Here is a 22,014-nt window from a genome sequence, read left to right as displayed (position 1 = left end):
CTGGTAGCGGACGTGCAGGTTCCCGCCCGAGGCCGTGCTGCCTCCCAGATAGCGCAGCTTGCTGTCGGCGTAGCCGAAGGTGTTCGGGCCGACCTTGCCGTCCGCGTCGCTGAACGAGTCGGCGAGTCCCCAGCTCACCTGCAGCCGCTTGGTGGCGTGCTGCGTGTTGGAGCCGAAGTGGCCGTCGATGTCCGACATGTCGAAGTCGGTGCCGTCCGACTCGTTGGCACCCTCCGCCAGGAGGATGATCTGCCACAGGCAGGTGGCGTTCGAGCTGCTGTACGAGGACGTGGACAGGACGCCCTCGTCGCCGAAGTCGTCGGTGTACGTATCGGCGCCGCTGACGTATCCGCCGGAGGCCGAGGCGGAGGCGGGCGAGGCGCCCACGGCCAGAGCGCCGGCGGCGAGCGCGGCGACGGCGGCGGCGCCCAGGCGAGCGCGTGTCGTACGGAGGTACATGGAGGTTCCTTCCCCGTTGGTTCGGTGGTGCTGGCGTTTCGCCGTGACCATGCTGGGCGGGGCGAGCGATCGGGGGTACCTGAAGAGTTTCAGGGTGCGTCTTCCGGGAGCTCGCACCACACTGTCTTGCCTGCCGGTGTCAGCCACACACCCCAGCGCTGTGCGAGCGCGTCGAGCAGCAGCAGGCCGCGGCCGGTCTCGTCGTCCTCGTCGGGGTGGCGCGCGATGAGCCAGGCGTGCGGGTCGGAATCGGTGAGTTCCACGCGGGTACGGCCGTCCGCCGTGCGGATCAGACGGAGGGTCACCGGCGTGCCCTCGCCGACGTGGTCGATCACATTGGTCAGCAGCTCGCTGACGCAGAGCTGGACCTCGGGGCAGGGTGCGCCGAGGTGTTCGCGGACCGTCCGGCGAACCTCGGGTACGGCCTTGGGGAGCGCGAGCAGTTCGAGCGTGAGCGGTTCGGTCATCGGCCGGCCGCCTTGCGCAGGGCGGCGGTCAGGGCACGGGCGGTGACCGTGTTGCAGTTGCCGAGCGCGATGAGCGGCGGTGCGGCGTACGCGCCTGCGAAGGTCGGCAGGTCCACGGCGAGGGAGGGGAGCGTGATGCCGTGCGCCTTCAGTGCGGTGCGGAGTTGTTCGACACAGGTTTCCGTGTCGTCGGAGTGGTGCATGCCGTGCGCCTTTCTGCGGCCTGTGCGTTCCGTGATGAATCGCTCACAGAGTGGCGTCGAGCGGCGTACCGTGAAAGGCCTTCGGATTGCGCACGGCAACCGGCAAACGGAGGTGGTGGGTCGTGCCCGCACGCAAGGACCCCGACGCGTCGACCAGCGTCCCCTGCTTCTACGGCGCCGAGTTGCGCTACAAGCGGGAGCAGGCGGGGCTGACGCTGGAGCAGTTGGCGAGGGACAGTTTCCGGGGCCTGTCGTTCCTGAGCCAGATCGAGCGGGGGGAGCGGCGGATGCCGATCGATCTGGCCAAGCACGTCGATGAGCGGCTGGGGACGGACGGATTCTTCCAGCGGCGGTGTGAAGACGCGGCCAAGGCGCGGCAGGTGGGGCACGCTTGGTTCTACGCCGACGTCCCGGACCTGGAGAAGCAGGCGCAGACACTGGAGGAGTGGGCGCCCGGAGGCATTCCGGGGCTTCTGCAGACCGGTGCGTACTACCGGGGCCGAATTCGGTACGGGGATCCGGAAGCGTCACCGGAGGCGGTCGAGGAGCGTGTCCGCGCACGGTTGGCGCGTGCGGAGTTGTGGAAACGCGAGGACCGGCCCACCTACTGGGGGATCCTGAGCGAGTCGGCCATCCGGCGAACGCCGCTTCCCCCAGCGGTGATGGCCGAGCAGGTGGAGCACATCCTCGACGTGGCCCGGTCCACACGGAGCGTTCTTCAGATCGTGCCGGAAACGACCTTCTGGCACCCGCTCGGCCAAGGCATGGCCAAGATCATGACCTTCGCCGACGCCCCGCCACTGGTGTACACGGAGGGAGATTTCACCGGGCAGATCGTCGACTATCCGGCCCATGTTCAGCAGTACCGTCGTAGATACGATTTGCTCAGGGCCGTCGCGCTGTCACCCGAGGCGTCTCTGAGCTTGATGGACGACGCAGCGAGGACCTATAGAAATGAAGCGCAGCACGGCGATTGACCTGGGCTCTGTCGCTTGGCGCAAGAGCAGCCACAGCAACGACACCGGCGGCGACTGCGTCGAAGTCGCCGTCGGCCTCCCCGGCCTCACCCCCGTCCGCGACTCCAAGAACCCCCAGGGCCCTGCCCTGCTCTTCGCGGCGGACGCCTGGAACCGCTTCATCGCCTCCCTCGTGAACTAGCCCACCTTGCGCAGGGCGCGCCGCCGCCGGGGTTTCCACCGGGGTGGGCGCGAGGTGCCCGCGGCCCGCTCCACGCGACGCAGCAGCGCCGCCGTGTCCGTGGCCCGGTCCTCGTGGGAGGGGGCCAGACAGTCCCGTACGATCTCCCGCCAGTCCTCGGGGAGTCCGGGGGAGAGCCGCAGCTCCTCCGCGCCACGGGCGTAGCGCATCGCCGCGTCGTTGCGCGCCTCCGTGGTGTCGCCCGGCAGCGGGAACGAACCCGCGAGGACGACGTGGGCCAGCATGCCGAAGGCCCAGGTGTCGGCGGTGGGGCGGATCAGGGTGCCCCGCGCGTCGGTCTCCGGCCAGAGGAGTTCGGGCGGGGTGTAGTCCGGGGTGGCGAACGCGGGGGCGTAGGCGTGGGTGCCCTCCAGCTCGGCGGCCGTGTGGAAGTCGGCGAGCCGTACCGAACCGTCCGCCATCAGCAGCACGTTGGCCGGCTTCAGATCACCGTGCACCCACCCCGCCCGGTGCACGTGCGCCAGCCCCTCGCAGATCTGCGTGAGCACGGCACCGGGCGACGGGACCGGATGCGGTACGACGTCCAGTGACCGCTCGGCCCGTTCCAGTACGAGCACGGTGGCACCGTCGAGCTCCGGGTGGTCCGGGTCGTCCACGGTGAGGGTTTCGTACATCCGGACCAGCCGTGGCGAGTGGAGTCGGCTGAGGAAGTCGACTTCACGCTCGGCCAGTTCACGCACGTGATGTCGCCGGCGACGGGTGCGGGTGCCGGTGGGCAGGACTTTCAACGCCGCCCGGCGGGGGAGTTCCGCCGGGCCCTCTCCGACGAGCCGTCCGGCGTGGACGGTGGCGAACGCACCCGAGCCCAGGGGCTCGCCGACCTCCCAGCGCCCGATCCGGTAACCCCTCGGGACGGCGACGGTGTGCGGCCGGCCGCCGGTCACACCCGCACCGTGCTCATGGGCGCGGCGAGCACGACGAGGTCGTCCTCGCCGACCAGGTCGAAGCGGAGTGCCAGCGACACGAGGGACTCCTTCTTGCCGCTCAGGCGCTGACCCGGCTGCGCCGTGTCGGGGCTCGGTCGCAGCCGCAGCTTGAGTGCGAGGTAGTCGATGTTCCAGTAGACGGTGGAGCGGCTGACCGTCGGCCAGACCGGGGCCAGCCGCTCGACGAGTTGCTCGACGGTCGGCAGGGGGGCGTGCGGTTCGCCGCGCAGGCGGGGTTCACACAGGGCGGCCAGCACCGCGAAGTACCGCCTGGTGCGGTCGAGCGTGAACGCCGGAGTGGTGAGAGCGCCGGGGACTTCGTGCCGGGTGGCGCTGCGGAAGGTGTGTCGCGGCGCCCAGACGTCGAAGGTCAGCAGGTCTCCCGCGGCGGGCAGGACGACACGGGCGAACTCGAACGGCACCGGTGCGTCCATGCGGCCCGGCGCGACCTTGATGTGCTCGCCGGCGCCCTCCGGGTTCTCGACGACGTACGTCTGGTCCTCGCTGTGGTTGTTCAGCAGCCAGAAGTTCCGGTGCGCGGTGATCTCCCCGGCGATCCGGGGCACCCCCTCGTGCGCGATGGTGAGGCCGTGGGCCTTCTCGCCCCGGCCGAAGGCGAGCCGCTCACCCGTGGCGATCCTGATCTGGCCGGCCGGTCTCGCGCAGGCCGGCGGCACGACGATGACGCTGTACATGGATTCGTTCCCCCTGTCGGATCCATTACGGTCACACCACCTGAAACCGGGCCCTTCCGGGTTGATCCGCCTTTCGATGGTCGTCGAGAGGCGGCGGATCCAGGCCGTTCTGACTGTAGGAGTGCTGTGGGCGGCCGCCAATGCGCACGGTGCGCAGTCACGGGGGTGCCACTGTCCACGGTGCACGGTCCGCGATGCGGAACGCGTGGGCCAGTTCGTGGGTGCCGGGGCCCGGGGTCAAGAGGCTGCGTTGCAGGAGCTGTTCGGCGGTGCACAGATGGGCGCGGACGGTGGTGCGGCTGATGCCGAGGCCGCGGGCCGTCCGCTGGGCGTCGGCGCCGGCCTCGATCCAGGCGCGCAGGGTCCGGTGCACGGTGCCGTCGGTGCCGAGCAGCAAGGGCTTGAGGAAGGCGTGGGCCCAGGTGATGGCTGCCTCGGTGGACAGCAGACGGTCCGTCGAAGGGGGCGGCGAGGGTACGGCCACGGTGTCGCCGTGGGGCAGCGGGAGGCCGGTGATCGCCAAGGCCAGGGCGAGATCGGCGCGGCTGTGGGGGTCGTGCAGGTCGAGGCCGAGGGCGTCCTGGACCCGTGTGAGGTGGGCGGTGACGGTGTTGCGGCTGACGCCGAGCAGCCGCGCCACACCCGAGCGGGGAAAGTTCAGGGCAAGGCTGGTGATGTCGACGGTGAGCCGGGGGGCTTCCCTGATCGGCTTCAGGAACGCCCGGGCCCAGGCCAGGGCCTGCCGACGGGGGAGCAGACCGGCGAGCGGCGGTCTGCCGTGGTGGTCGACGACCCGTTCGGGCGTGTGACGGGCGACGGCCAGGGCGTGGCGGGCCTGGTCGTAAGCTCGTGCGGTGGCCGGCAAGGGCACGGGCGCGCTGATTCCCAGCGCGTAGTGAGGGTTGTCGCGTACCAGCTCCCGCAAGGGTGCGGCCAGGCCGTCGCCGGTGCTGTCGTCATCGTCGTCCGTGGGCAGCAGACAGATGAGGTGGTCGTCGTAGACGGGGCAACGCACCATCAGGCCGCGACCGTGGTACCCGGACGCGTCCTGGTGGGCGTCGATGAGCCTGCCGCGGTCCGGGGACGGACAGCGCAGCAGGTGGACGCGCAGGCGTTCCGCGTCGAGCAACGGCGGAACGGCACCGGTCGTCATCCTGCGGGCCAGCGTCGGTTCTCCGGTCATCAGGGCCATGAAGACCGCCAGGCGCAGCTGTGCCGCGGCCTGTCGATGCCGGGACGCGAGGTCGTCGGCCTGCCGGGCGCGTCGCGCCATCTCGGCCAGGGTGCCGACATGGGACACCAGCGTCATCGACGCCCGTGTCAGGGGTGACGGGCTGACCACCGCCAGCACCGGACGCGGCACCTGCCGTCCCAGTGCCTCGCACCGCACATGGACCGCGCCGACCTGCGAAGCCGCGGCGGCCAGGCGTCCACCGGACAACTGCGTCAGCACCGGCCGGACGCCGGCGAGGACGTCCGGTGCGAACCGGGCGGTGGACAGGTCCACCTCGCCCGTACGGTCGACCAGCGCGACCTCCGCGCCGATCTGCCGGCCCAACCAGTCGATCAGCGCCTGCAGTTCGCAGGCGGCGTCCTGCCCGCCGCGCAGCCTCAGCCGACGCAGCAACTCATCGAGTACCTGAGGTGTCGGCACAGCTCTCCTCCACCTGTTCCCCCCCCCCGCTCGTTTCCGTGTCGATCCGTGTCTCCGGTGACCGTCGCGAGACGGCGGGGCCGGGCCGTGCCGTCACGGCTGAGGGCGGAAGCCGGGCCCCGTGAGGGAGAACGCGATGCTCCGCACTCCGTCGGAACTCCGTCGGAAACCCTTCGGCGAGCTTGTTGAGCCCTCGTATAGGGCCCGTTGATTCCCGACTCCTACGATCGCCCAGCCGACGATGTCCCGCCAAGGCATTGCGCTGCAGAGCAAAAGCTCAGCCCACAGGGGAGGAACGAGATGCTCCGCATCCATTTCAGCGACGCCGACCTGGGCAGAACCAAGATCGCCGCAGCCCCGGAGCCCCTCTGGGAAGTCGCTGCCAGCCTGCACCGGTTGCAGACCCGGAAGGGGCGCTGGGCCCATGCCGCGTGGTACCGCACGGCGCGGGAGCGGATCCGGGGACAGGGGCTGGAGCGCCTCGTACGCGGCGTGCTCCTCCCGCTGTACCCGAGGGCCGCGTACTTCCCGGACTTCCTGACGCCGGCCCAGGGCGTGGGCGACTGGGACTCCGGGGTCGAGGCCCTGCTGGCCACTCCACCGCGGCGCGTCCGGGAGGAGATGACCATCCTCGACCGGACCGTCGGAGCGCCTCCGTGGGCCGCGCGGTTGGCAGGGCTGGAGGAGCGCAGGGAGCTCGTGGGGATGCTGCGCGCGTACCGCGAGGCCGTCGTCGTCCCGCACGAGGAGCGGATACGGGCCCGCGTCGAGGGCGAGCGGGCAGTGCGCCGCCGTGGGCTGCTGGACGGAGGTGTGGAAGGCATGCTCACCGGCCTCGGGCCGATGATGCGCTGGCGTCCTCCCGTCCTGGAGGTCAGTTATCCCCAGCATGCGGCGGACCGCGACCTGTACCTGAACGGCCGTGGGATCACGCTCGTCCCCTCCTACTTCAACTGGGGGGAGCCGGTCGCCTTCGCGGACCCCGAGCTGCCGCCGGTGCTCCGGTACTCGCTGCTCCACGAACCGGCCGGGCCGGACGGTCCCGGCGACGCCGACGGTCCGGGGCGGTCCTTGAGCAACCTGCTCGGGCACGCTCGGGCGATCGCCCTGCACGCCGCGTCGACCGGTGCGACGACCGGTGAGATCGCGCGCGCCGCCGGCGTCTCGGCGTCCGCCGCGAGCAGACACGCCACCGCCCTGCGCGACGCGGGCCTCATCACCACGATCCGGAACGGGCCGTCCGTGCTGCACACCCTCACCCCGACGGGTGCGGCAGTGCTCCGGGCGGCCACTTCCTCTCCGAAATTGGACTGACCGGACCGAGTGAGCGCACGCTCATCGACCCCGACGGTCCGGACGGTCCCGAGCAGGCCGAGGGAAGCGGCGAGGCACGGAGCGGCGTGCGGCTCGTCCTGCGGAACAACGGCCGGGAGGACCGCACCTCCTCCGGAAACGCACCGGGACCGTGTCCCGCCGCCGGTGGCGGGACACGGCCCCGTGGTGCGGCGGTCGGAGCCGGCTCAGTACTGCGGGCGGTTGAACCAGTACCCGCCGTTCCTGTTGGCGCAGAACACGATGATCAGGATGCCGAGCACCAGGCTGATCAGCGCGAAGATGTTGGTGCCGAGCAGGCTGAGGACGCTGAACAGCGTGACCAGCGAGGCGTAGACGATGGCGGAGACGCGCACACCGCCGCGGCCCTTGGCGAACTTGGCGGCGGTGAAGATCGCCCAGAACGCGAACGCCAGCACGATGACACCGAGCGCGATCATGACGCCGGCGCCGATGTCGGCGACGGTGTCCGCGTCCTCGGCGGAGATGTTCGGCTCGGAGGAGGCGATGTCCTCGAAGTAGTCGGCGAACCAGGCGCTGGCGGCCATCATCAGCACGCCGCCGAGCACCTGGAAGCCGCCGAGCACGTACAGCATCACGCGCGCGGCCTTGACGCCGCCGGGCATGACCACCGGCGGGGCGGGCTGGCCGTAGGGCTGCATCGGCGGGGCCGAGGGGTATCCGTAGGAGGGCTGGCCGGGCTGCTGCGGGTGGCCGTAGCCGGGCGGCTGACCCTGCGGGGCACCATAGGGGTTGTTCGGGTCGCCGAAACTCATGGCGGTTCTTCCTCCGTTGCGCTTCAGGTGCGGGGACGACGCGAGGCTCGGCACGGAGGAAGTTCTACAGATGCGGTCCGTCCCCCCGGTTCTGCCCGCGGCACTGTGCTCTCATCGTTCTTGACCGTTCCTTTCCTTGTCCAGGCGTAAGCCGTATGTGTTGTGCAAGTGCAACATCACGATCTTCGCCGAAAACGGGCGATACGTGATCCGAGGGCGCCGCGGCCGCCCGGAATGCGGGCGGATTGGAACCAGGGCCCGGTCATCCGCGAGGATGGGGCCATGACCGCCCAGATTCTCGATGGCAAGGCCACCGCAGCCGAGATCAAGTCCGATCTGACCGCCCGCGTGGCGGCGCTGAAGGAGAAGGGCGTCACGCCCGGCCTCGGCACGATCCTCGTCGGGGAGGACCCCGGCAGCCAGAAGTACGTCGCCGGGAAGCACCGCGACTGCGCCCAGGTGGGCATCGCCTCCATCCAGCGCGAACTGCCGGGCACGGCCACGCAGGAGGAGATCGAGGCGGTCGTCCGCGAGCTGAACGAGGACCCCGCCTGTACCGGTTACATCGTGCAGCTGCCGCTGCCCAAGGGCATCGACGAGAACCGCATCCTCGAACTGATGGACCCGGGCAAGGACGCCGACGGCCTCCACCCGATGAACCTCGGCCGTCTCGTCCTCAACGAGCCGGCCCCCCTGCCCTGCACCCCCAACGGCATCATCACCCTGCTGCGCCGCCACGGCGTGGAGATCAAGGGCGCCGAGGTGGTGGTCGTGGGCCGCGGCGTGACCATCGGACGCCCGATGCCCCTGCTGCTGACCCGGCGCAGCGAGAACGCCACGGTGACCCAGTGCCACACCGGCACCCGCGACCTGTCGGCCCACCTCCGGCGCGCGGACATCATCGTGGCCGCCGCGGGCAGCGCCCATCTGATCCGCCCCGAGGACGTCAAGCCGGGCGCGGCCGTCCTCGACGTCGGTGTCTCCCGCAACGCCGAGGGCAAGATCATGGGCGACGTCCACCCGGGCGTGGCCGAGGTGGCCGGCTGGGTCGCCCCGAACCCCGGCGGTGTCGGCCCGATGACCCGGGCCCAGCTGCTGGTCAACGTGGTCGAGGCGGCGGAGCGCAGTGTCGGCTGAGCAGAACGCCCCGGACGCCCCGGACGCCGCCGAGGAGCGGGAGCGGGCCGAGGGCATCACGGTCCGCGACCCCGTCAGCGCACCCGACGCCGAGGGCAGGCCGCGCCGCACCACCCGCCGGTTCCCCCTGTTCACCAGGGACACCGCGCGCCCCGAGGGCGGGGGCCGGGCGGCCCCCGGCGACGCCCCCGCGCCCGCCCGGCAGTGGCCGATCCTCGCCGTGCTGCTCACGGTCGGACTGGGGCTGCTGCTGACCGCGCTGGACCAGTTCCGGCTGGGCACGCTGCTGGTCGGCGTGGCCCTGCTGGCCGGGGCCGTGCTGCGCTGGCTGGTGCCGGACGTCGGCATGCTCGCGGTGCGCTCCCGCTTCACGGACATCGTCACGTACGGCGGGCTGGGCCTGGCGATCGCGCTGCTGGCGCTGATGGTGCAGCCGAATCCGCTGCTGGAGATCCCGTTCCTGAAGGACACGCTGCACTTCACGGTCGACGGTTAGCCGGAGGCGAAGCATCGTGGAGGCGGTCCGTCAGCCGGAGGCGGAGCGCCGTGAACGGCGGCCCGTCCTCACCCCCGTGAGAGGACGGGCCGCCGTCGTGCACCACACTCCTGCACGGTGAAGGGCCTGTTCAACGGCTGTCCGGCCGCTGTGGCACGGAAGTGACCGTTCCGCTACGCCCCCCGGAATCCCCGTACAGCCTTGCGACGACTCCGTATGTGACCGACCGGTGTCGATGTATTGACAAACACGCGCTTGTACGACGAAGTAGTGGGACAGTGGACCGGCGTGAACAAACGGGACGGTCCGGATGTCCCGCGTGCAGGTGCCTGGTTCCGTTCGGCCGAGGGGGCGACCGATGGGACACTGGATCGCGAGTGAGCAGGCGCGCGACGGTGCCTGCCCGCGGCCCTGATGCTCCCGTGCGCCCCCGCCCCGGGAACTGAGATCCTGCCTGGCGGCATCCTCGTGGGTAGCCACAACGGGGACTCGGCAAGGGGCACCATGCACGAGGGAACAACCAGCACCAACCGGGGGGAAGAGGGGGGAAGCAATGCCTCGTTGGAAGGCCTTGCCGGATGAACTCGATCCGCAGATCAGGGAGTTCACGAGCCAGCTCAGAAGGCTCGTGGACCGCAGCGGCCTGAGCGTCGCGTCGGTCTCCGACCGCACGGGCTACAGCAAGACGTCCTGGGAGCGTTATCTGAACGGCCGGCTGCTCGCGCCCAAGGGCGCGATCGTGGCCCTGGCCGAGGTCACCGGGACCAATCCGATGCACCTCACCACCATGTGGGAGCTCGCCGAGCGCGCCTGGAGCCGCTCGGAGATGCGTCACGACATGACGATGGAGGCGATCCGGATCTCGCAGGCGCGCGCCGCGCTCAGCGAGGTCGCCGGCCCGTCCTCCGGCGCGGGCGGCAGGCCCGCCCGCAAGGGCGGAGCCGCGGTCCGCCCGGGTGTCGCGGGGCCGGCCGGGGTCGCGCCGAGCGTGCCGCCGCAGCCGACCGCCTCGGACGTGCGTGACGCCACCGGCGGCGTGCGGGAGGGCGGTGCGCGGGACGGTTCGTCCGGGACGAACTCCTGGGGGGTCGCCGCCCCCGCCGGGTCGCCGCAGCCGGGCCGGCGCGGTTCCGGAGTGGGGGCCGCACCGTCCCCCGCGGGCGAGCGCTCACCGGGCGCGTACGGCGCACCGCCCCCGGGCGCGTCCGGGCACGGCCGTCCGGGCGGCTCCGGACGTCCCGGCGGCAAGCGGCGGACGTCGACGTTCATCGCCGGAGCGGTGGGAGCGCTGGTGGTGATCGCCGCCGCCTTCTACGTCACCGGCACCGAGGACGACAAGGGCAAGGACGAGGCCCGGAAGTCCCCCTCGCCCACCGCCACCGCCCGTGTCGAGCTGCCCCCCGGCGTGAAGTGCAGCGGCGACAGCTGCGCGGGCAAGGACGCCGAGGTCATGGGGTGCAGCGGCGACCTGGTGACCACGACCGGGACCGCGACCGTCGGCGCCATCACGGTGGAGGTCCGCTACAGCGAGACCTGCGCCGCGGCCTGGGGACGCATCACCCAGGGCGCGCAGGGGGACAGGGTCGAGATCAGCGCGGGCGCGGCCAAGGAGCAGAGCGACAGCATCACCGCCGCCGGCGACACGGTGGCGTACACCCCGATGGTGCCGGTGGAGAACGCGGCGGACGCGAAGGCGTGCGCGGTACTGGCCGCCACCGGCGAGAAGGGCTGCACCGAGTAGCGTCCCCGCACCGGGCCCGGCCGCCGCGCGCATGGGCGTCCCCGCACCTGGCCCGGCACCGCCGCGTGTATGGGTCCGTACGGGCTCATACATGTGGGGAAAACGTGGGGACGCGCATGATGCGGCGAAAGACGGGCACGCGGAAAGTACCCCCACGGGAGTCCGGCACGGTCGGTCCCCGACGGCGGCCGCCCCGTCCCCACCTCTCCCGGACGGGACGGCCGCCCTTCCTGTGCCCGTTCGGACCATCCGCGTACCCAGGCCGTCACTCTGTGGGGCGGGCCACAGGGAGCCCGGCCGTCCGCCCTCGTGGATGCGCGATAGCCTGACCGCTGGATCTCTCTTGACGCCAAGAGATCGATCATTCGAACCGATGATCGATCATCGTGGTGGACGCCGGTCACGAGCCGGAGCGGGATCCCGCACCCCGGGGCAGGGACCGCCCCACCGCCAGCTGTCATACGGAGAACGCCATGACCCGCACTCCCGTGAACGTCACCGTCACCGGCGCGGCCGGCCAGATCGGTTACGCCCTGCTCTTCCGCATCGCCTCCGGCCAGCTGCTCGGCGCGGACGTGCCGGTCAAGCTGCGCCTGCTGGAGATCACCCCGGCGCTGAAGGCCGCCGAGGGCACGGCCATGGAGCTGGACGACTGCGCGTTCCCGCTCCTGCAGGGCATCGACATCACGGACGACCCGAACGTGGCCTTCGACGGCGCCAACGTCGGCCTCCTCGTGGGCGCCCGCCCGCGCACCAAGGGCATGGAGCGCGGTGACCTCCTCGAGGCCAACGGCGGCATCTTCAAGCCGCAGGGCCAGGCCATCAACGCCCACGCCGCGGACGACATCAAGGTCCTGGTCGTCGGCAACCCGGCCAACACCAACGCCCTGATCGCCCAGGCCGCCGCCCCGGACGTGCCCGCCGAGCGGTTCACCGCCATGACGCGCCTGGACCACAACCGCGCGCTGACCCAGCTGTCGAAGAAGACCGGCGTCCCGGTCTCCGAGATCAAGAAGCTGACGATCTGGGGCAACCACTCCGCCACCCAGTACCCCGACATCTTCCACGCCACGGTCGCCGGCAAGAACGCCGCCGAGGCCGTCAACGACGAGAAGTGGCTGGCCGAGGACTTCATCCCGACCGTCGCCAAGCGCGGCGCCGCGATCATCGAGGCCCGTGGCGCCTCCTCCGCCGCCTCCGCCGCCAACGCCGCCATCGACCACGTGTACACCTGGGTCAACGGCACCGCCGACGGCGACTGGGCCTCCATGGGCATCCCGTCGGACGGCTCCTACGGCGTCCCGGAGGGCCTGATCTCCTCCTTCCCGGTCACCGTGAAGGACGGGAAGTACGAGATCGTCCAGGGCCTGGAGATCAACGAGTTCTCCCGCGCCCGCATCGACGCCTCCGTCAAGGAGCTCGAGGAGGAGCGCGAGGCGGTCCGCGGCCTCGGCCTCATCTGATCGGGACCGAGTTCCCCGCGGGGCCCCGCGCCGGTTCGTCCGGCGCGGGGCCCCGCGCGTGCCCGGCCCCCGTGCGTGACCTCACCCGGCAATCCGGTTCGCCGGTACGTCCGCTTCCCCTATGCTGATCCCCCGTCACTTTGAGTGTCAGTCGCGTCGATTCGCGTATCGGGGGATTCGCGTGAGCACCGCATACGTGCCGCAGCAGCCACAGCACACCGGCGCGGCGTCGCCGTCCGACCCGCCGCCCGCACCACCGCACGCCAGCGAGGCGTCCCGCCTGCTGTGCGCGGGCGTCTACCTGGACTCCGGCTACCGCGACCAGGTCATCGAACAGCTCTACCTCAACGAGCAGCGCGTCGTCGCGCCCTCGCTCGGCTTCGACGCCGCCCGCGTCCTCGCGCACGCGCTGCGCGCCCGGCGCCACGAACTGCTGTGGGCGGCGGCCGTCCTCGGGCTGTGGGTGGTGGGCGGACCGCTCAGCGGTGGGTTGCTCGCCTTGTTCCTGTGGCCCAGCCTGTTGCTCGCCGCCGCGCCCCTGCTCCGCGGGCGGGCCGCGCAGCCGCCCTGGTACCGCTGGCTCGCCGCGTTCCTGGCGCGCTGGACCGGCCGTGTGCTCACCGGGTTCGCCCTGCTGACGCTGGGGACGGTCGCCTTCGGCGGCGGCACGGACGACGACTCCGGGTACGGGTCCTCGTACGACTCCGGCGGAGACGACGTGCTGGGACCGCTCGCCGACACCTTCGCGACCCTGGCCGAACCGTGGCAGGCCTGGCTCGGGATCGGTGTGCTCGTCTGCATCGGCCTGTGCACGGCGGCCCAGCGCAACCAGTTCGCCCGCGCCCTCGCCGCCGAACTGTCCCCGCGGCGTTTCCCGGACGCCGCCGGCGACCCCGCCGAGCAGGCCGACGGGCAGCGGTTCCGGCGGCTGATGCACCGCATCCGGCTGGAACAGCACACGCCGCTGGTCATGTACCACGAGGCGCGGCCGTTCTGCGGGGCGGGCGCGGCGTACGACACCTGGGTGCTCGCCGTGGAACTGCGGCCGGACGAGGAGAAGAAGCAGCAGCCGCTCAGCAACCGCGCGATCCTCGACCGGATCCGGCCGCTGCTGGAGCAGCTGCGCGTGCCCGCCGAGTACGCGGGCCCCGGGGTGCGGGACCGGCTGCGCCGCCTGGAGATCGACGAGTGCGTGTTCCTGCCCGTCGAAGGGCTCCTCAGCCGTGACCAGGCGCCCTACGGCCCGGCGGAGTTCGAGCAGCACCGGGGGCGGGCCGTCGAGGAGGGCGGCGAGAAGCGCCGGCACTTCCTGCGCGTCCGCGTCGGCGGCTGGGAGGAGGAACTGGTCGTCACGGTCTTCGTGCGCGTCCACACGCAGGGCCGGATGCTCATGCTGGAGATCGCCCCGCACGTGCTGACGCCGGTCCGCGCGGACTTCAAGGACGCCGACCGCACCTCGCACCGGTTCCTCCACGACAGCCCGGTCGGCCGGATCGCCGGCGCCGCCGTCCTGGTGCCCGGCTCCGCGGGCCGCTCGCTGGTGACACTCGGCCGGGGCGCGGTGTACATGTGGCGGCTGCTGACCGGCGGACACGCGCACGCGCTGCCCGACGGTCCGGCCCTCTCGGTGCGGGAACTGGCCTCGGCGCCCTCCGGGTCCACCTTCCAGGAGATGGACGTCGCCCGGTACCTCAGGAGCGTCCAGGACCGCATCGGGCGCGGGGTGCGGCTGGCCCTGGCCGAGGCCGGCTACGAGACCGGCGAGTTCGTGCAGAAGATCGTCAACATCAGCAACGGCGCGGTGCACATCGGCCGCGCCGACAACTCCTCGTTCGCCTTCGGTGACCACGCGCGCGCCGAGACCACGACCGGCGGCTCCCAGCCGCAGAAGGGATCCGACTAGCGATGGCACCCAACGAGCCGAACGTCAGCATCGGCCGCGCCGACAACTCCTCCTTCGCCTTCGGCGACCACGCGCGCGCCGAGACCCGCAACAGCGCCCCCGCGGCGCGTGACGAGTCCGCCGAGCAACTGCTGGCGGCCGTGCGGGAACTCCGCGGTGACCTGGCCCGGCTGCGGGAGAACGAGCAGGCCGCGCGGCTGGACGAGACCCTCGCCGAGACCGAGGAGGAGATCACCCGGACCGGAACGGCCGGTGAGGGCCGCCTCCGGCGGCTGCGCGAGGTGCTCACGGACGCCCAGAACATCGTGACGCTGTTCGCGTCGGCGGGAGCCGTCGCCGGCCTGCTGGGAATGTGAGAGGGACGCGATGAGCGGGGGACAGCGGTACTGGAACGAGGACGCCCAGCGCTGGGAGGACGGCGGCGACGGCGCCGCACCGGTCACCCCGCCGCCCCCGCCGCGCCCGGAGTTCCTGCCGCCCGGGCCGGACGCCCCGGCGAGCGCTCCGGACGCGCCGGACGACGTGCCGACGGGCACCGTACCGGCGGGCGGCATACCGGGGCCCGACGCGGGCCACGGAGCCTGGTCCAGCCCCGAACCGCCGCACGGCGTGGCCTGGCCGCCCGCCGAGCCGGCACCGCCCGCCGGTCGGGGCCCCGGCCGGCGGCTCCTGTGGGGCGTGGTGGGCGGGGCCGCCGCGGCCGGGGTCGCCGCGGCGCTGCTGCTGACGCTGGTCGTCGACGACGACGCGACGGACGGCGGGCCCGGCTCCCGCGACGACCACGCGGCCACCTCCGGCCCGACGCCGACGTCCGACGTGACCCCCGGCCCGTCGGACGTCGGCACGGCCGCCGTCGAACCCACCGACGGCGTCACCGGCTCCCCCTCCGGCCAGGCGTCCGGACTCCCCGCCGACTACGAACTCCACACCGACACCGAGGGCTTCACCATCGCCCGCCCGCTGGGCTGGACGCGCGAGGCGGTGGCCTCCCAGCACGGCATGGACGTCGTCAACTACCGCAGCGCCGACGGGTACCGCCGCCTCCAGGTGTACGAGGTCGCGGAGTCCTCCCCCGAGGAGTCCTTCGACCTGTTCCTGTCCGACAGCACGCCGAAGGCCGAAGGTTTCGAGAAGGTCTCCCTGGAACCGGTCGACGAGGCCGGCGTCTCCGGGCTGCGGCTGGAGTACCGGGCCGACTCCCTGCGGGGCGAACCGGACGTCGGCAGCTGGCACGTCCAGGACGTGCGCTTCCGCGCTCCGGGCGACGGCAAGACGTACGCGATCGCCGCGTACGGCCCGCCCACCGACGGCATCGATCCCGAACTGGGCCTGGCGCTGACCGCCGTCGCGCACTTCTGCCCCCCGGCCACCACCTGCGAGCAGGGCTGACCCGAGGGCTTCCCGGCCGCACCCGGGCCTTTCGTTCCGTCGCGTTGTTCCGCTGCGCCCCCGTGCTCCGTGCCCCGGAGCACTTCCGGCCGTGGACCGCGCACGCACCGGTGACCGGAGTTCACCACTCGGTGGAGCCCGGCGGGATCCGGCGGGCGACCATCAGCCGGTTCCAGCCGTTGACGGCGGTGATCAACGCGACGAGGTGGGCGAGCCGGGCGGCGTCGAAGTGCCCGGCCGCCCGTTCGTACACCTCGTCGGGCACGAACCCCTCGGTCAGCACCGTGACCGCCTCGGTCAGCGCCAGCGCGGCCCGCTCCCGCGCGTCGAAGACGTCGTCCCCGGCCTCCTCCCAGGCGTCCAGCAGATCGAGCTGCGTCTCGCGCACCGCCCCGCCCTTGCGGGCGAGGGCGAGGTGCAGGTCGAGGCAGAACGCGCAGTGGTTGAGCTGCGAGGCACGGATCTGGACCAGCTCGGCCAGCCCGGGATCGCCGAGGCCCTCCTTGGCGGCGGCGCTCACCGCCCGCAGCGCGCTGCGGACACCGGCGTCGAGCCGGGTCGTACGAGCCGTCACGCGTACTGCCCCGGCGTGTAGTGGCCCGGGGTCATCCGGCAGGTCACCCCGAACCGGTTCCACGCGTTGATCACCGTGATCGCGGCGATCAGCTGCGCCAGCTCCGGCTCATCGAACTGCTTGGCGGCCCGCTCGTACACCTCGTCCGGCACGAAGCCGTCCGTCAGCACGGTGACGGCCTCGGTCAGCTCGAGCGCCGCGAGCTCCTTCTCCGTGTAGAAGTGCCGCGACTCCTCCCACGCGCCGAGCTGGATGATCCGCTCGACGCTCTCGCCCGCCGCGAGCGCGTCCTTGGTGTGCATGTCCAGGCAGAAGGCACAGTGGTTGAGCTGCGAGGCGCGGATCTTCACCAGCTCGTACAGCTTGGCGTCGAGGCCCTTCTTGGCGGCGGAGTCCAGCCGGATCATCGCCTTGTACACCTCGGGGGCGTGCCGGGCCCACTCCAGTCGGACGGGCAGCTCGGCGGCGTACGTCGTGGTCGTCTCGGTGTTCGTCATGCCTCGACCCTAGGAGCGAGGCAGCCCAGGAGTATGGTCCACTTCCATGGCGGAACGCTGGGCCACTTTCGGCATCGACCTGCACCTCGAACCGACCGGTCCCGGCCTGCGCCGCGGCCTGACCGACGCCCTGCGCGAGGCCGTCCGCACCGGCCGGCTCACCCCCGGCACCCGGCTGCCCTCCTCCCGCTCCCTCGCCGCCGACCTGGGCATCGCCCGCAACACCGTCGCCGACGCCTACGCCGACCTGATCGCCGAGGGCTGGCTCACGGCCCGGCAGGGCTCCGGCACCCGCGTCGCCGACCGCGCGGTGCCCACCCCGCCGACCCGCCGGCCGTCCCCGCGCCGGGCCCCCGGCCGGCTTCCGTACGACCTCGTCCCGGGCACCCCCGACCTCTCCTCCTTCCCCCGCGCCGAATGGCTCAAGGCCACCCGCCGCGCCCTCGCCGCCGCCCCGCACGACGCCCTCGGCTACGGCGACCCGCGCGGCCGGCCCGAACTGCGCACGGCCCTCGCGGACTACCTCGCCCGGGTGCGCGGCGTACGCACCGATCCCGAACGGATCGTCGTCTGCTCCGGTTTCGCCCACGGCCTCCACCTCCTCTGCGAGGTCCTGCGCGCCCGCGGCGCCCGCACCCTCGCCGTGGAGTCCTACGGACTGGACGCCCACTGGGACCTGGCCGCCCGCGCCGGCCTGACCACCGTCCCGCTCCCCTTCGACTCCCTCGGCACCCGCGCACAGGACCCGGGCGCCGCCGACGCGGTCCTGCTCAGCCCGGCCCACCAGTTCCCGCTGGGCGGCGCCCTGCGCCCCGAGCGCCGGGCCGCCGTGGTCGACTGGGCGCGCCGCACCGGCGGACTGATCCTGGAGGACGACTACGACGGCGAGTTCCGCTACGACCGCCAGGCCGTCGGCGCGCTCCAGAACCTCGACCCCGACCACGTGGTCTACCTCGGCACGGCCAGCAAGTCCCTCGCCCCCGGCCTCCGCCTCGGCTGGATGGTCCTGCCCCCGTCTCTGCTCCCGGACGTCGTCGCCCACGGCGGCGGCCGCTCCGTGAGCGTCCTCGAACAGCTCACCCTCGCCGAGTTCCTCACCTCCGGCGCCTACGACCGCCACGTCCGCGCCGCCCGCCTGCGCTACCGCCGCCGCCGCGACTCCCTGGTCGAGTCCCTCGCCACCCGGGTCCCCGACGTCCGGATCACCGGCATCGCGGCCGGCCTGCACGCCGTCCTGCGACTCCCGCCCGGCACCGAGCGGTCCGTGGTCCAGGCCGCCACCTGGCAGAACCTCGCCGTCCACGGCCTCTCCCGCTTCCGCCACCCCGCCACCGGCACCGCGGCGGGCGACGCCCTGGTGGTCGGCTACGCCACCCCACCGGACCACGCCTGGGCGAGCACCCTGGACGCCCTGTGCCGGGCGCTGCCCTGACGCACCGGACGCGTGCGGGTGCCGTCGGCGGCGATCGGCCACGGACTCTGGTGGGGCGGTCCGCGGTGGCCGCCGTGTCCCAGGCGGTCCTGGCCGCACTTCTCGCTCCGGCACCGGCCCTGGACGCGGCGACCGAAGGGAGCAGGCGGATGGGCCGGTACCGGCTGCGGCGCCGTCCTCGCCGGGAACGCCGACGTCGGCACGAGTCCCGGGGAGGAAGCGGACAGGTGGAGGTCACGCGGGGGCGCACCACGAGCCACGGAACCGGCCCATGCATGCCAAAGAGGGCGAAAAGGCGGCGGGGAGAGGGGCGGGAGCGGGGGCCCCTGCGCGCGCCCGCCGGGCGGTCTCTAGGCTGTCCGCCGCGAGCCGGGGAAGGTGACCCGGGGGAGTGCGAGGGGGAGTGAAGGGCATGGCGGAGTCACGGCGGCGGTTGCGGTCCAGCACGGTGGTGCTCGGGGGGATGGGTGTCCTCGCGGCGGCGCTGACCTCGTGCGGGTCGGATCCGGACCGGCGGTGCGTGGACCGGGACAGCTACGACTACATCAACGGCTACAAGATCGTCGCCGACAAGAACTGCACGTCCTCCGGGACGACCTCCTCGGGCTCCCGCGGCAAGGGCGGCAAGTCCCGCGCCAACGCCGACTGGTACTACGACGCCGACGTCAGCAACGGCTACGCCGACTACGGCACCTTCAGCCGCAGCGAGGCCGTCGACCGCGGCGGCTTCGGCTGCTCGGGCTCCGGCAGCAGCGGCGGCTGAGCGGGTCATGGAACGGCGTACGACCGAGCCGCGCCCCGGCTGGCAGGAGACCGTCGAGGAGCAGGGGCTCATCTATCCGCTCACCCGCTACCCGGACGGCTCCCTGCGCCCCTACTGGGACGAGAGCGCCTACTACGTCTTCAGCCTGGGCGAGGTCGAGGCGCTGGAGGAGGTCGTCGAGGAACTGCACGGCATGTGCCTCGCCGCCGCCGAGCACATCGTCACCGCCGACCGCTTCGCCGACCTCGGCATCACCGACCCGCGCATCGCCCGCGTGGTCGCCGAGGCCTGGCGCCGGCGTGCCGAACTCCCCTCCGTCTACGGCCGTTTCGACCTGCGCTACGACGGCACCGGCCCGGCGAAACTGCTGGAGTACAACGCCGACACCCCGACCTCCCTCGTGGAGGCCGCCTCCCCCCAGTGGTTCTGGATGGAGGAGCGCTTCCCCGGCGCCGACCAGTGGAACTCCCTCCACGAACGCCTCGTCGACGCCTGGAGGAAACAGGCCGCCCTCCTCCCGCCGGGCAGCCCCCTGTACTTCGCCCACTCCTCCGCCGACGAGTACGGCGAGGACCTCATGACCGTCGCCTATCTCAAGGAGACCGCCGAACAGGCCGGCCTCGACACCGACTGGATCTCCATGGAGGAGATCGGCTGGGACCGCCTCTCCGGCCGCTTCGTCGACAACGGCCTCCGGTTCATCCGCAGCATCTTCAAGCTGTACCCCTGGGAGTGGCTCACCACCGACCGCTTCGCCGACCATGTTCTCGCCACGCTCGACAACGGCGGCGGCACCGGCTCCACCCTGTGGATCGAACCCGCCTGGAAGATGCTGCTGAGCAACAAGGCCCTGCTGGCGATCCTGTGGGAGCTGTACCCCGGTCACCCCAACCTCCTGCCCGCCTACCTGGACGGCCCGCGGGAACTGGCCGACACCACCGGCTGGGTCGCCAAGCCCCTGCTCGGCCGCGAGGGCGCCGGCGTGTCCCTCCACGAGCCCGGCTCCGACCCCGTGCTCCGCGACGAACCCTGCTGCTACCAGCAGCTGGCCCCGCTCCCCACCTTCGACGGCAACCATGTCGTCCTCGGCACCTGGGTGGTGGAGAACGAGTCGGCGGGGCTGGGCATCCGCGAGTCCTCGGGGCTGGTGACGGACGAGTACGCCCGCTTCCTGCCCCACGTGATCCTCTAGCACCCTTGTCGCCCGCATGGTGGACGCCGGCGCCCATGCCGGGACGCCGCCCGTTAGGCTGGCGCCGGGCCGTGACTGGCGTGCTGGGATGGGAGTAACCATCGGGAAGCGGCCCCGGACCCCTCGGGTCCGGAAACATGTGCCGTGCGCCTGGGCCGTACCGTGAACGCCGAACGCCACGTCTCCGGAGGTCCCGATGTCCGCCGAGCAGCCGCTCACCCCCGCTTCCACCGCCTTCCGCTCCGCTCTCGACGTGATCCGCGCCGTCGAGCCGCGCGTCGCCGACGCCATCGGCCAGGAGGTCGCCGACCAGCGCGAGATGCTCAAGCTGATCGCCTCCGAGAACTACGCCTCTCCGGCCACCCTCCTGGCGATGGGCAACTGGTTCAGCGACAAGTACGCCGAGGGCACCATCGGCCGCCGCTTCTACGCCGGCTGCCGCAACGTCGACACCGTCGAGTCGCTCGCCGCCGAGCACGCCAAGGAGCTCTTCGGCGCCCGCCACGCCTACGTCCAGCCGCACTCCGGCATCGACGCCAACCTCGTCGCCTTCTGGTCCGTCCTGGCCGACCGCGTAGAGGTCCCCTTCCTGGAGAAGACCGGCGCCCGCCAGGTCAACGACCTCTCCGAGGCCGACTGGGCCGAGCTCCGCCAGGCCTTCGGCAACCAGCGCATGCTCGGCATGTCCCTGGACGCCGGCGGCCACCTCACCCACGGCTTCCGCCCGAACATCTCCGGCAAGATGTTCGACCAGCGTTCCTACGGCACCGACCCGGCCACCGGCCTGATCGACTACGAGGCCCTGCGCGTCTCCGCCCGCGAGTTCAAGCCGCTGATCATCGTCGCCGGCTACTCCGCCTACCCCCGTCTCGTGAACTTCCGGATCATGCGGGAGATCGCCGACGAGGTCGGCGCCACGCTCATGGTCGACATGGCCCACTTCGCCGGTCTCGTCGCCGGCAAGGTCCTCACCGGCGACTTCGACCCGGTTCCGCACGCCCAGATCGTCACCACCACCACCCACAAGTCGCTGCGCGGCCCGCGCGGCGGCATGGTGCTGTGCGACGACTCCCTCAAGGACCAGGTCGACCGCGGCTGCCCGATGGTCCTCGGCGGCCCGCTCCCGCACGTCATGGCCGCCAAGGCCGTCGCCCTCGCCGAGGCCCGGCAGCCCGCCTTCCAGGACTACGCCCAGCGCATCGTCGACAACTCCCGCGCCCTCGCCGAGGGTCTGATGCGGCGCGGTGCCACCCTGGTCACCGGCGGCACCGACAACCACCTCAACCTGATCGACGTCGCCACCTCCTACGGTCTCACCGGCCGCCAGGCCGAGGCCGCCCTGCTCGACTCGGGCGTCGTCACCAACCGCAACGCCATCCCGGCCGACCCCAACGGCGCCTGGTACACCTCCGGCATCCGCATCGGCACCCCCGCGCTGACCACGCGCGGCCTGGGCACCGCCGAGATGGACGAGGTCGCGGGTCTCATCGACCGAGTCCTGACCACCACGGAGCCGGGCACCACCAAGTCCGGCGCCCCCTCCAAGGCCGCCCACGTCCTCGACGCGAAGGTCGCCGACGAGATCTCCCGCCGCGCCACCGACCTCGTCGCCGGCTTCCCGCTCTACCCGGAGATCGACCTCGGCTGAGGCCGCCCGGCCCTGATCGACGCGCCCCGCGGCGGTCCGGTCACGTACC

22 protein-coding genes, 1 pseudogene and 1 riboswitch are annotated in these 22,014 nt (G+C 72.3%); of the genes and pseudogenes, 14 read left to right on the top strand and 9 right to left on the bottom strand.

The features are described 5' to 3' along the window. From KUM38_RS05170 to KUM38_RS05160, 3 genes are all read right to left on the bottom strand, one after another. On the bottom strand, window positions 1-459 hold a 459-nt coding region (locus KUM38_RS05170), incomplete at its 3' end, for a peptidoglycan-binding protein (protein ID WP_217128079.1). Between the two features lie 89 nt (window positions 460-548). Then, on the bottom strand, window positions 549-926 hold the full coding sequence (locus KUM38_RS05165) for an ATP-binding protein (RefSeq protein ID WP_217128078.1): 378 nt from the start codon (window positions 924-926) through the stop codon (window positions 549-551). After that, window positions 923-1,129 (bottom strand): hypothetical protein, encoded by a 207-nt coding sequence (locus KUM38_RS05160; protein ID WP_217128077.1) that lies wholly within the window; start codon window positions 1,127-1,129, stop codon window positions 923-925. Before KUM38_RS05160 ends, KUM38_RS05165 begins: the two co-directional genes overlap by 4 nt. 122 nt (window positions 1,130-1,251) lie before the next feature. Here KUM38_RS05160 and KUM38_RS05155 point away from each other — a divergent pair, with 122 nt between their 5' ends. Further along, window positions 1,252-2,106, top strand: coding sequence for a helix-turn-helix transcriptional regulator (locus KUM38_RS05155; RefSeq protein ID WP_217128076.1), 855 nt, complete (start codon window positions 1,252-1,254; stop codon window positions 2,104-2,106). Then, complete coding sequence (locus tag KUM38_RS05150) at window positions 2,084-2,287, top strand: DUF397 domain-containing protein (protein WP_217128075.1); 204 nt, start codon at window positions 2,084-2,086, stop codon at window positions 2,285-2,287. The genes KUM38_RS05155 and KUM38_RS05150 overlap by 23 nt, the downstream gene beginning before the upstream one ends. 17 nt (window positions 2,288-2,304) lie before the next feature. Here the strand turns inward: KUM38_RS05150 and KUM38_RS05145 are convergent. The 3 genes and pseudogenes from KUM38_RS05145 to KUM38_RS05135 form a co-directional block, all read right to left on the bottom strand. After that, window positions 2,305-3,231, bottom strand: a pseudogene (locus KUM38_RS05145) (protein kinase); the annotation flags it as partial. Then, on the bottom strand, window positions 3,228-3,968 hold the full coding sequence (locus KUM38_RS05140) for an FHA domain-containing protein (protein WP_217128073.1): 741 nt from the start codon (window positions 3,966-3,968) through the stop codon (window positions 3,228-3,230). The pseudogene KUM38_RS05145 and the gene KUM38_RS05140, both read right to left, overlap by 4 nt. Before the next feature lie 157 nt (window positions 3,969-4,125). Then, a complete protein-coding gene (locus tag KUM38_RS05135) occupies window positions 4,126-5,622 on the bottom strand; it encodes a helix-turn-helix domain-containing protein (RefSeq protein ID WP_217128072.1) in 1,497 nt (498 codons plus the stop codon). 300 nt (window positions 5,623-5,922) lie between these two features. Here KUM38_RS05135 and KUM38_RS05130 point away from each other — a divergent pair, with 300 nt between their 5' ends. Further along, window positions 5,923-6,936 carry an ArsR family transcriptional regulator gene (locus KUM38_RS05130; RefSeq protein WP_217128071.1) on the top strand — a complete coding sequence of 338 codons (1,014 nt, stop codon included), beginning with the start codon at window positions 5,923-5,925 and terminating at the stop codon, window positions 6,934-6,936. A 206-nt stretch (window positions 6,937-7,142) separates the two neighbouring features. Here KUM38_RS05130 and KUM38_RS05125 read toward each other — a convergent pair whose 3' ends face one another. After that, window positions 7,143-7,730, bottom strand: a complete 588-nt coding sequence (locus KUM38_RS05125) for a proline-rich domain-containing protein (RefSeq protein ID WP_217128070.1) — start codon at window positions 7,728-7,730, stop codon at window positions 7,143-7,145. 282 nt (window positions 7,731-8,012) lie between these two features. Between KUM38_RS05125 and KUM38_RS05120 the strand changes: the two genes are divergently transcribed. The 7 genes from KUM38_RS05120 (at window position 8,013) to KUM38_RS05090 (ending at window position 15,859) form a co-directional block, all read left to right on the top strand. Continuing rightward, a complete protein-coding gene (locus tag KUM38_RS05120) occupies window positions 8,013-8,867 on the top strand; it encodes a bifunctional methylenetetrahydrofolate dehydrogenase/methenyltetrahydrofolate cyclohydrolase (protein WP_217128069.1) in 855 nt (284 codons plus the stop codon). Beyond that, window positions 8,857-9,363, top strand: a complete 507-nt coding sequence (locus tag KUM38_RS05115) for a DUF3017 domain-containing protein (protein WP_217128068.1) — start codon at window positions 8,857-8,859, stop codon at window positions 9,361-9,363. The genes KUM38_RS05120 and KUM38_RS05115 overlap by 11 nt, the downstream gene beginning before the upstream one ends. Before the next feature lie 553 nt (window positions 9,364-9,916). Then, entirely contained in the window at window positions 9,917-11,104 is a 1,188-nt protein-coding gene (locus KUM38_RS05110) for an XRE family transcriptional regulator (RefSeq protein WP_217128067.1), read from the top strand. A gap of 473 nt (window positions 11,105-11,577) precedes the next feature. Further along, on the top strand, window positions 11,578-12,567 hold the full coding sequence (locus KUM38_RS05105; RefSeq protein ID WP_217128066.1) for a malate dehydrogenase: 990 nt from the start codon (window positions 11,578-11,580) through the stop codon (window positions 12,565-12,567). Between the two features lie 181 nt (window positions 12,568-12,748). Next, window positions 12,749-14,470: a hypothetical protein gene (locus tag KUM38_RS05100; RefSeq protein ID WP_217128065.1), complete on the top strand. Its 1,722-nt coding sequence runs from the start codon at window positions 12,749-12,751 to the stop codon at window positions 14,468-14,470. 2 nt (window positions 14,471-14,472) lie between these two features. Next, window positions 14,473-14,826, top strand: coding sequence for a hypothetical protein (locus tag KUM38_RS05095; protein WP_217128064.1), 354 nt, complete (start codon window positions 14,473-14,475; stop codon window positions 14,824-14,826). Between the two features lie 10 nt (window positions 14,827-14,836). Beyond that, a complete protein-coding gene (locus KUM38_RS05090; protein WP_217128063.1) occupies window positions 14,837-15,859 on the top strand; it encodes a hypothetical protein in 1,023 nt (340 codons plus the stop codon). Window positions 15,860-15,980: 121 nt separating this feature from the next. On the opposite strand, the gene KUM38_RS05085 is transcribed toward KUM38_RS05090, so the two are convergent. Next, window positions 15,981-16,433, bottom strand: coding sequence for a carboxymuconolactone decarboxylase family protein (locus KUM38_RS05085; protein ID WP_217128062.1), 453 nt, complete (start codon window positions 16,431-16,433; stop codon window positions 15,981-15,983). Further along, complete coding sequence (locus KUM38_RS05080) at window positions 16,430-16,930, bottom strand: carboxymuconolactone decarboxylase family protein (RefSeq protein WP_217128061.1); 501 nt, start codon at window positions 16,928-16,930, stop codon at window positions 16,430-16,432. Before KUM38_RS05080 ends, KUM38_RS05085 begins: the two co-directional genes overlap by 4 nt. Window positions 16,931-16,976: 46 nt before the next feature. Here KUM38_RS05080 and KUM38_RS05075 point away from each other — a divergent pair, with 46 nt between their 5' ends. The 4 genes from KUM38_RS05075 to KUM38_RS05060 all read left to right on the top strand — a co-directional run bounded on the left by KUM38_RS05075 (window position 16,977) and on the right by KUM38_RS05060 (window position 21,965). Beyond that, the gene (locus KUM38_RS05075; RefSeq protein WP_217128060.1) at window positions 16,977-18,362 is read left to right on the top strand and encodes a PLP-dependent aminotransferase family protein; all 1,386 of its coding nucleotides are present in this window, start codon (window positions 16,977-16,979) and stop codon (window positions 18,360-18,362) included. A 412-nt stretch (window positions 18,363-18,774) separates the two neighbouring features. Further along, window positions 18,775-19,125, top strand: coding sequence for a hypothetical protein (locus tag KUM38_RS05070; RefSeq protein WP_217128059.1), 351 nt, complete (start codon window positions 18,775-18,777; stop codon window positions 19,123-19,125). 7 nt (window positions 19,126-19,132) lie between these two features. Then, window positions 19,133-20,317, top strand: coding sequence for a glutathionylspermidine synthase family protein (locus KUM38_RS05065; RefSeq protein ID WP_217128058.1), 1,185 nt, complete (start codon window positions 19,133-19,135; stop codon window positions 20,315-20,317). A gap of 61 nt (window positions 20,318-20,378) precedes the next feature. After that, a riboswitch (ZMP/ZTP riboswitch) is annotated at window positions 20,379-20,480 on the top strand. Window positions 20,481-20,513: 33 nt separating this feature from the next. Further along, a complete protein-coding gene (locus KUM38_RS05060; RefSeq protein WP_217128057.1) occupies window positions 20,514-21,965 on the top strand; it encodes a glycine hydroxymethyltransferase in 1,452 nt (483 codons plus the stop codon). The last annotated feature ends 49 nt before the right edge of the window (window positions 21,966-22,014 follow it).

Source organism: Streptomyces sp. AC558_RSS880 (genome assembly GCF_019049255.1).
GTDB lineage: Bacteria > Actinomycetota > Actinomycetes > Streptomycetales > Streptomycetaceae > Streptomyces.
This window is presented reverse-complemented; position numbering and strand designations above follow the sequence as displayed.

Excerpts from the sequence above, each read along its gene's own strand:
- KUM38_RS05080 (WP_217128061.1), bottom strand. The coding sequence starts at position 16,930 with ATGACGAACACCGAGACGACCACGACGTACGCCGCCGAGCTGCCCGTC.
- KUM38_RS05065 (WP_217128058.1), top strand. The coding sequence starts at position 19,133 with ATGGAACGGCGTACGACCGAGCCGCGCCCCGGCTGGCAGGAGACCGTC.
- KUM38_RS05120 (WP_217128069.1), top strand. The coding sequence starts at position 8,013 with ATGACCGCCCAGATTCTCGATGGCAAGGCCACCGCAGCCGAGATCAAG.
- KUM38_RS05070 (WP_217128059.1), top strand. The coding sequence starts at position 18,775 with ATGGCGGAGTCACGGCGGCGGTTGCGGTCCAGCACGGTGGTGCTCGGG.
- KUM38_RS05150 (WP_217128075.1), top strand. The coding sequence starts at position 2,084 with ATGAAGCGCAGCACGGCGATTGACCTGGGCTCTGTCGCTTGGCGCAAG.
- KUM38_RS05110 (WP_217128067.1), top strand. The coding sequence starts at position 9,917 with ATGCCTCGTTGGAAGGCCTTGCCGGATGAACTCGATCCGCAGATCAGG.
- KUM38_RS05095 (WP_217128064.1), top strand. The coding sequence starts at position 14,473 with ATGGCACCCAACGAGCCGAACGTCAGCATCGGCCGCGCCGACAACTCC.
- KUM38_RS05060 (WP_217128057.1), top strand. The coding sequence starts at position 20,514 with ATGTCCGCCGAGCAGCCGCTCACCCCCGCTTCCACCGCCTTCCGCTCC.
- KUM38_RS05140 (WP_217128073.1), bottom strand. The coding sequence starts at position 3,968 with ATGTACAGCGTCATCGTCGTGCCGCCGGCCTGCGCGAGACCGGCCGGC.
- KUM38_RS05075 (WP_217128060.1), top strand. The coding sequence starts at position 16,977 with ATGGCGGAACGCTGGGCCACTTTCGGCATCGACCTGCACCTCGAACCG.
- KUM38_RS05160 (WP_217128077.1), bottom strand. The coding sequence starts at position 1,129 with ATGCACCACTCCGACGACACGGAAACCTGTGTCGAACAACTCCGCACC.
- KUM38_RS05090 (WP_217128063.1), top strand. The coding sequence starts at position 14,837 with ATGAGCGGGGGACAGCGGTACTGGAACGAGGACGCCCAGCGCTGGGAG.
- KUM38_RS05165 (WP_217128078.1), bottom strand. The coding sequence starts at position 926 with ATGACCGAACCGCTCACGCTCGAACTGCTCGCGCTCCCCAAGGCCGTA.
- KUM38_RS05105 (WP_217128066.1), top strand. The coding sequence starts at position 11,578 with ATGACCCGCACTCCCGTGAACGTCACCGTCACCGGCGCGGCCGGCCAG.
- KUM38_RS05125 (WP_217128070.1), bottom strand. The coding sequence starts at position 7,730 with ATGAGTTTCGGCGACCCGAACAACCCCTATGGTGCCCCGCAGGGTCAG.
- KUM38_RS05130 (WP_217128071.1), top strand. The coding sequence starts at position 5,923 with ATGCTCCGCATCCATTTCAGCGACGCCGACCTGGGCAGAACCAAGATC.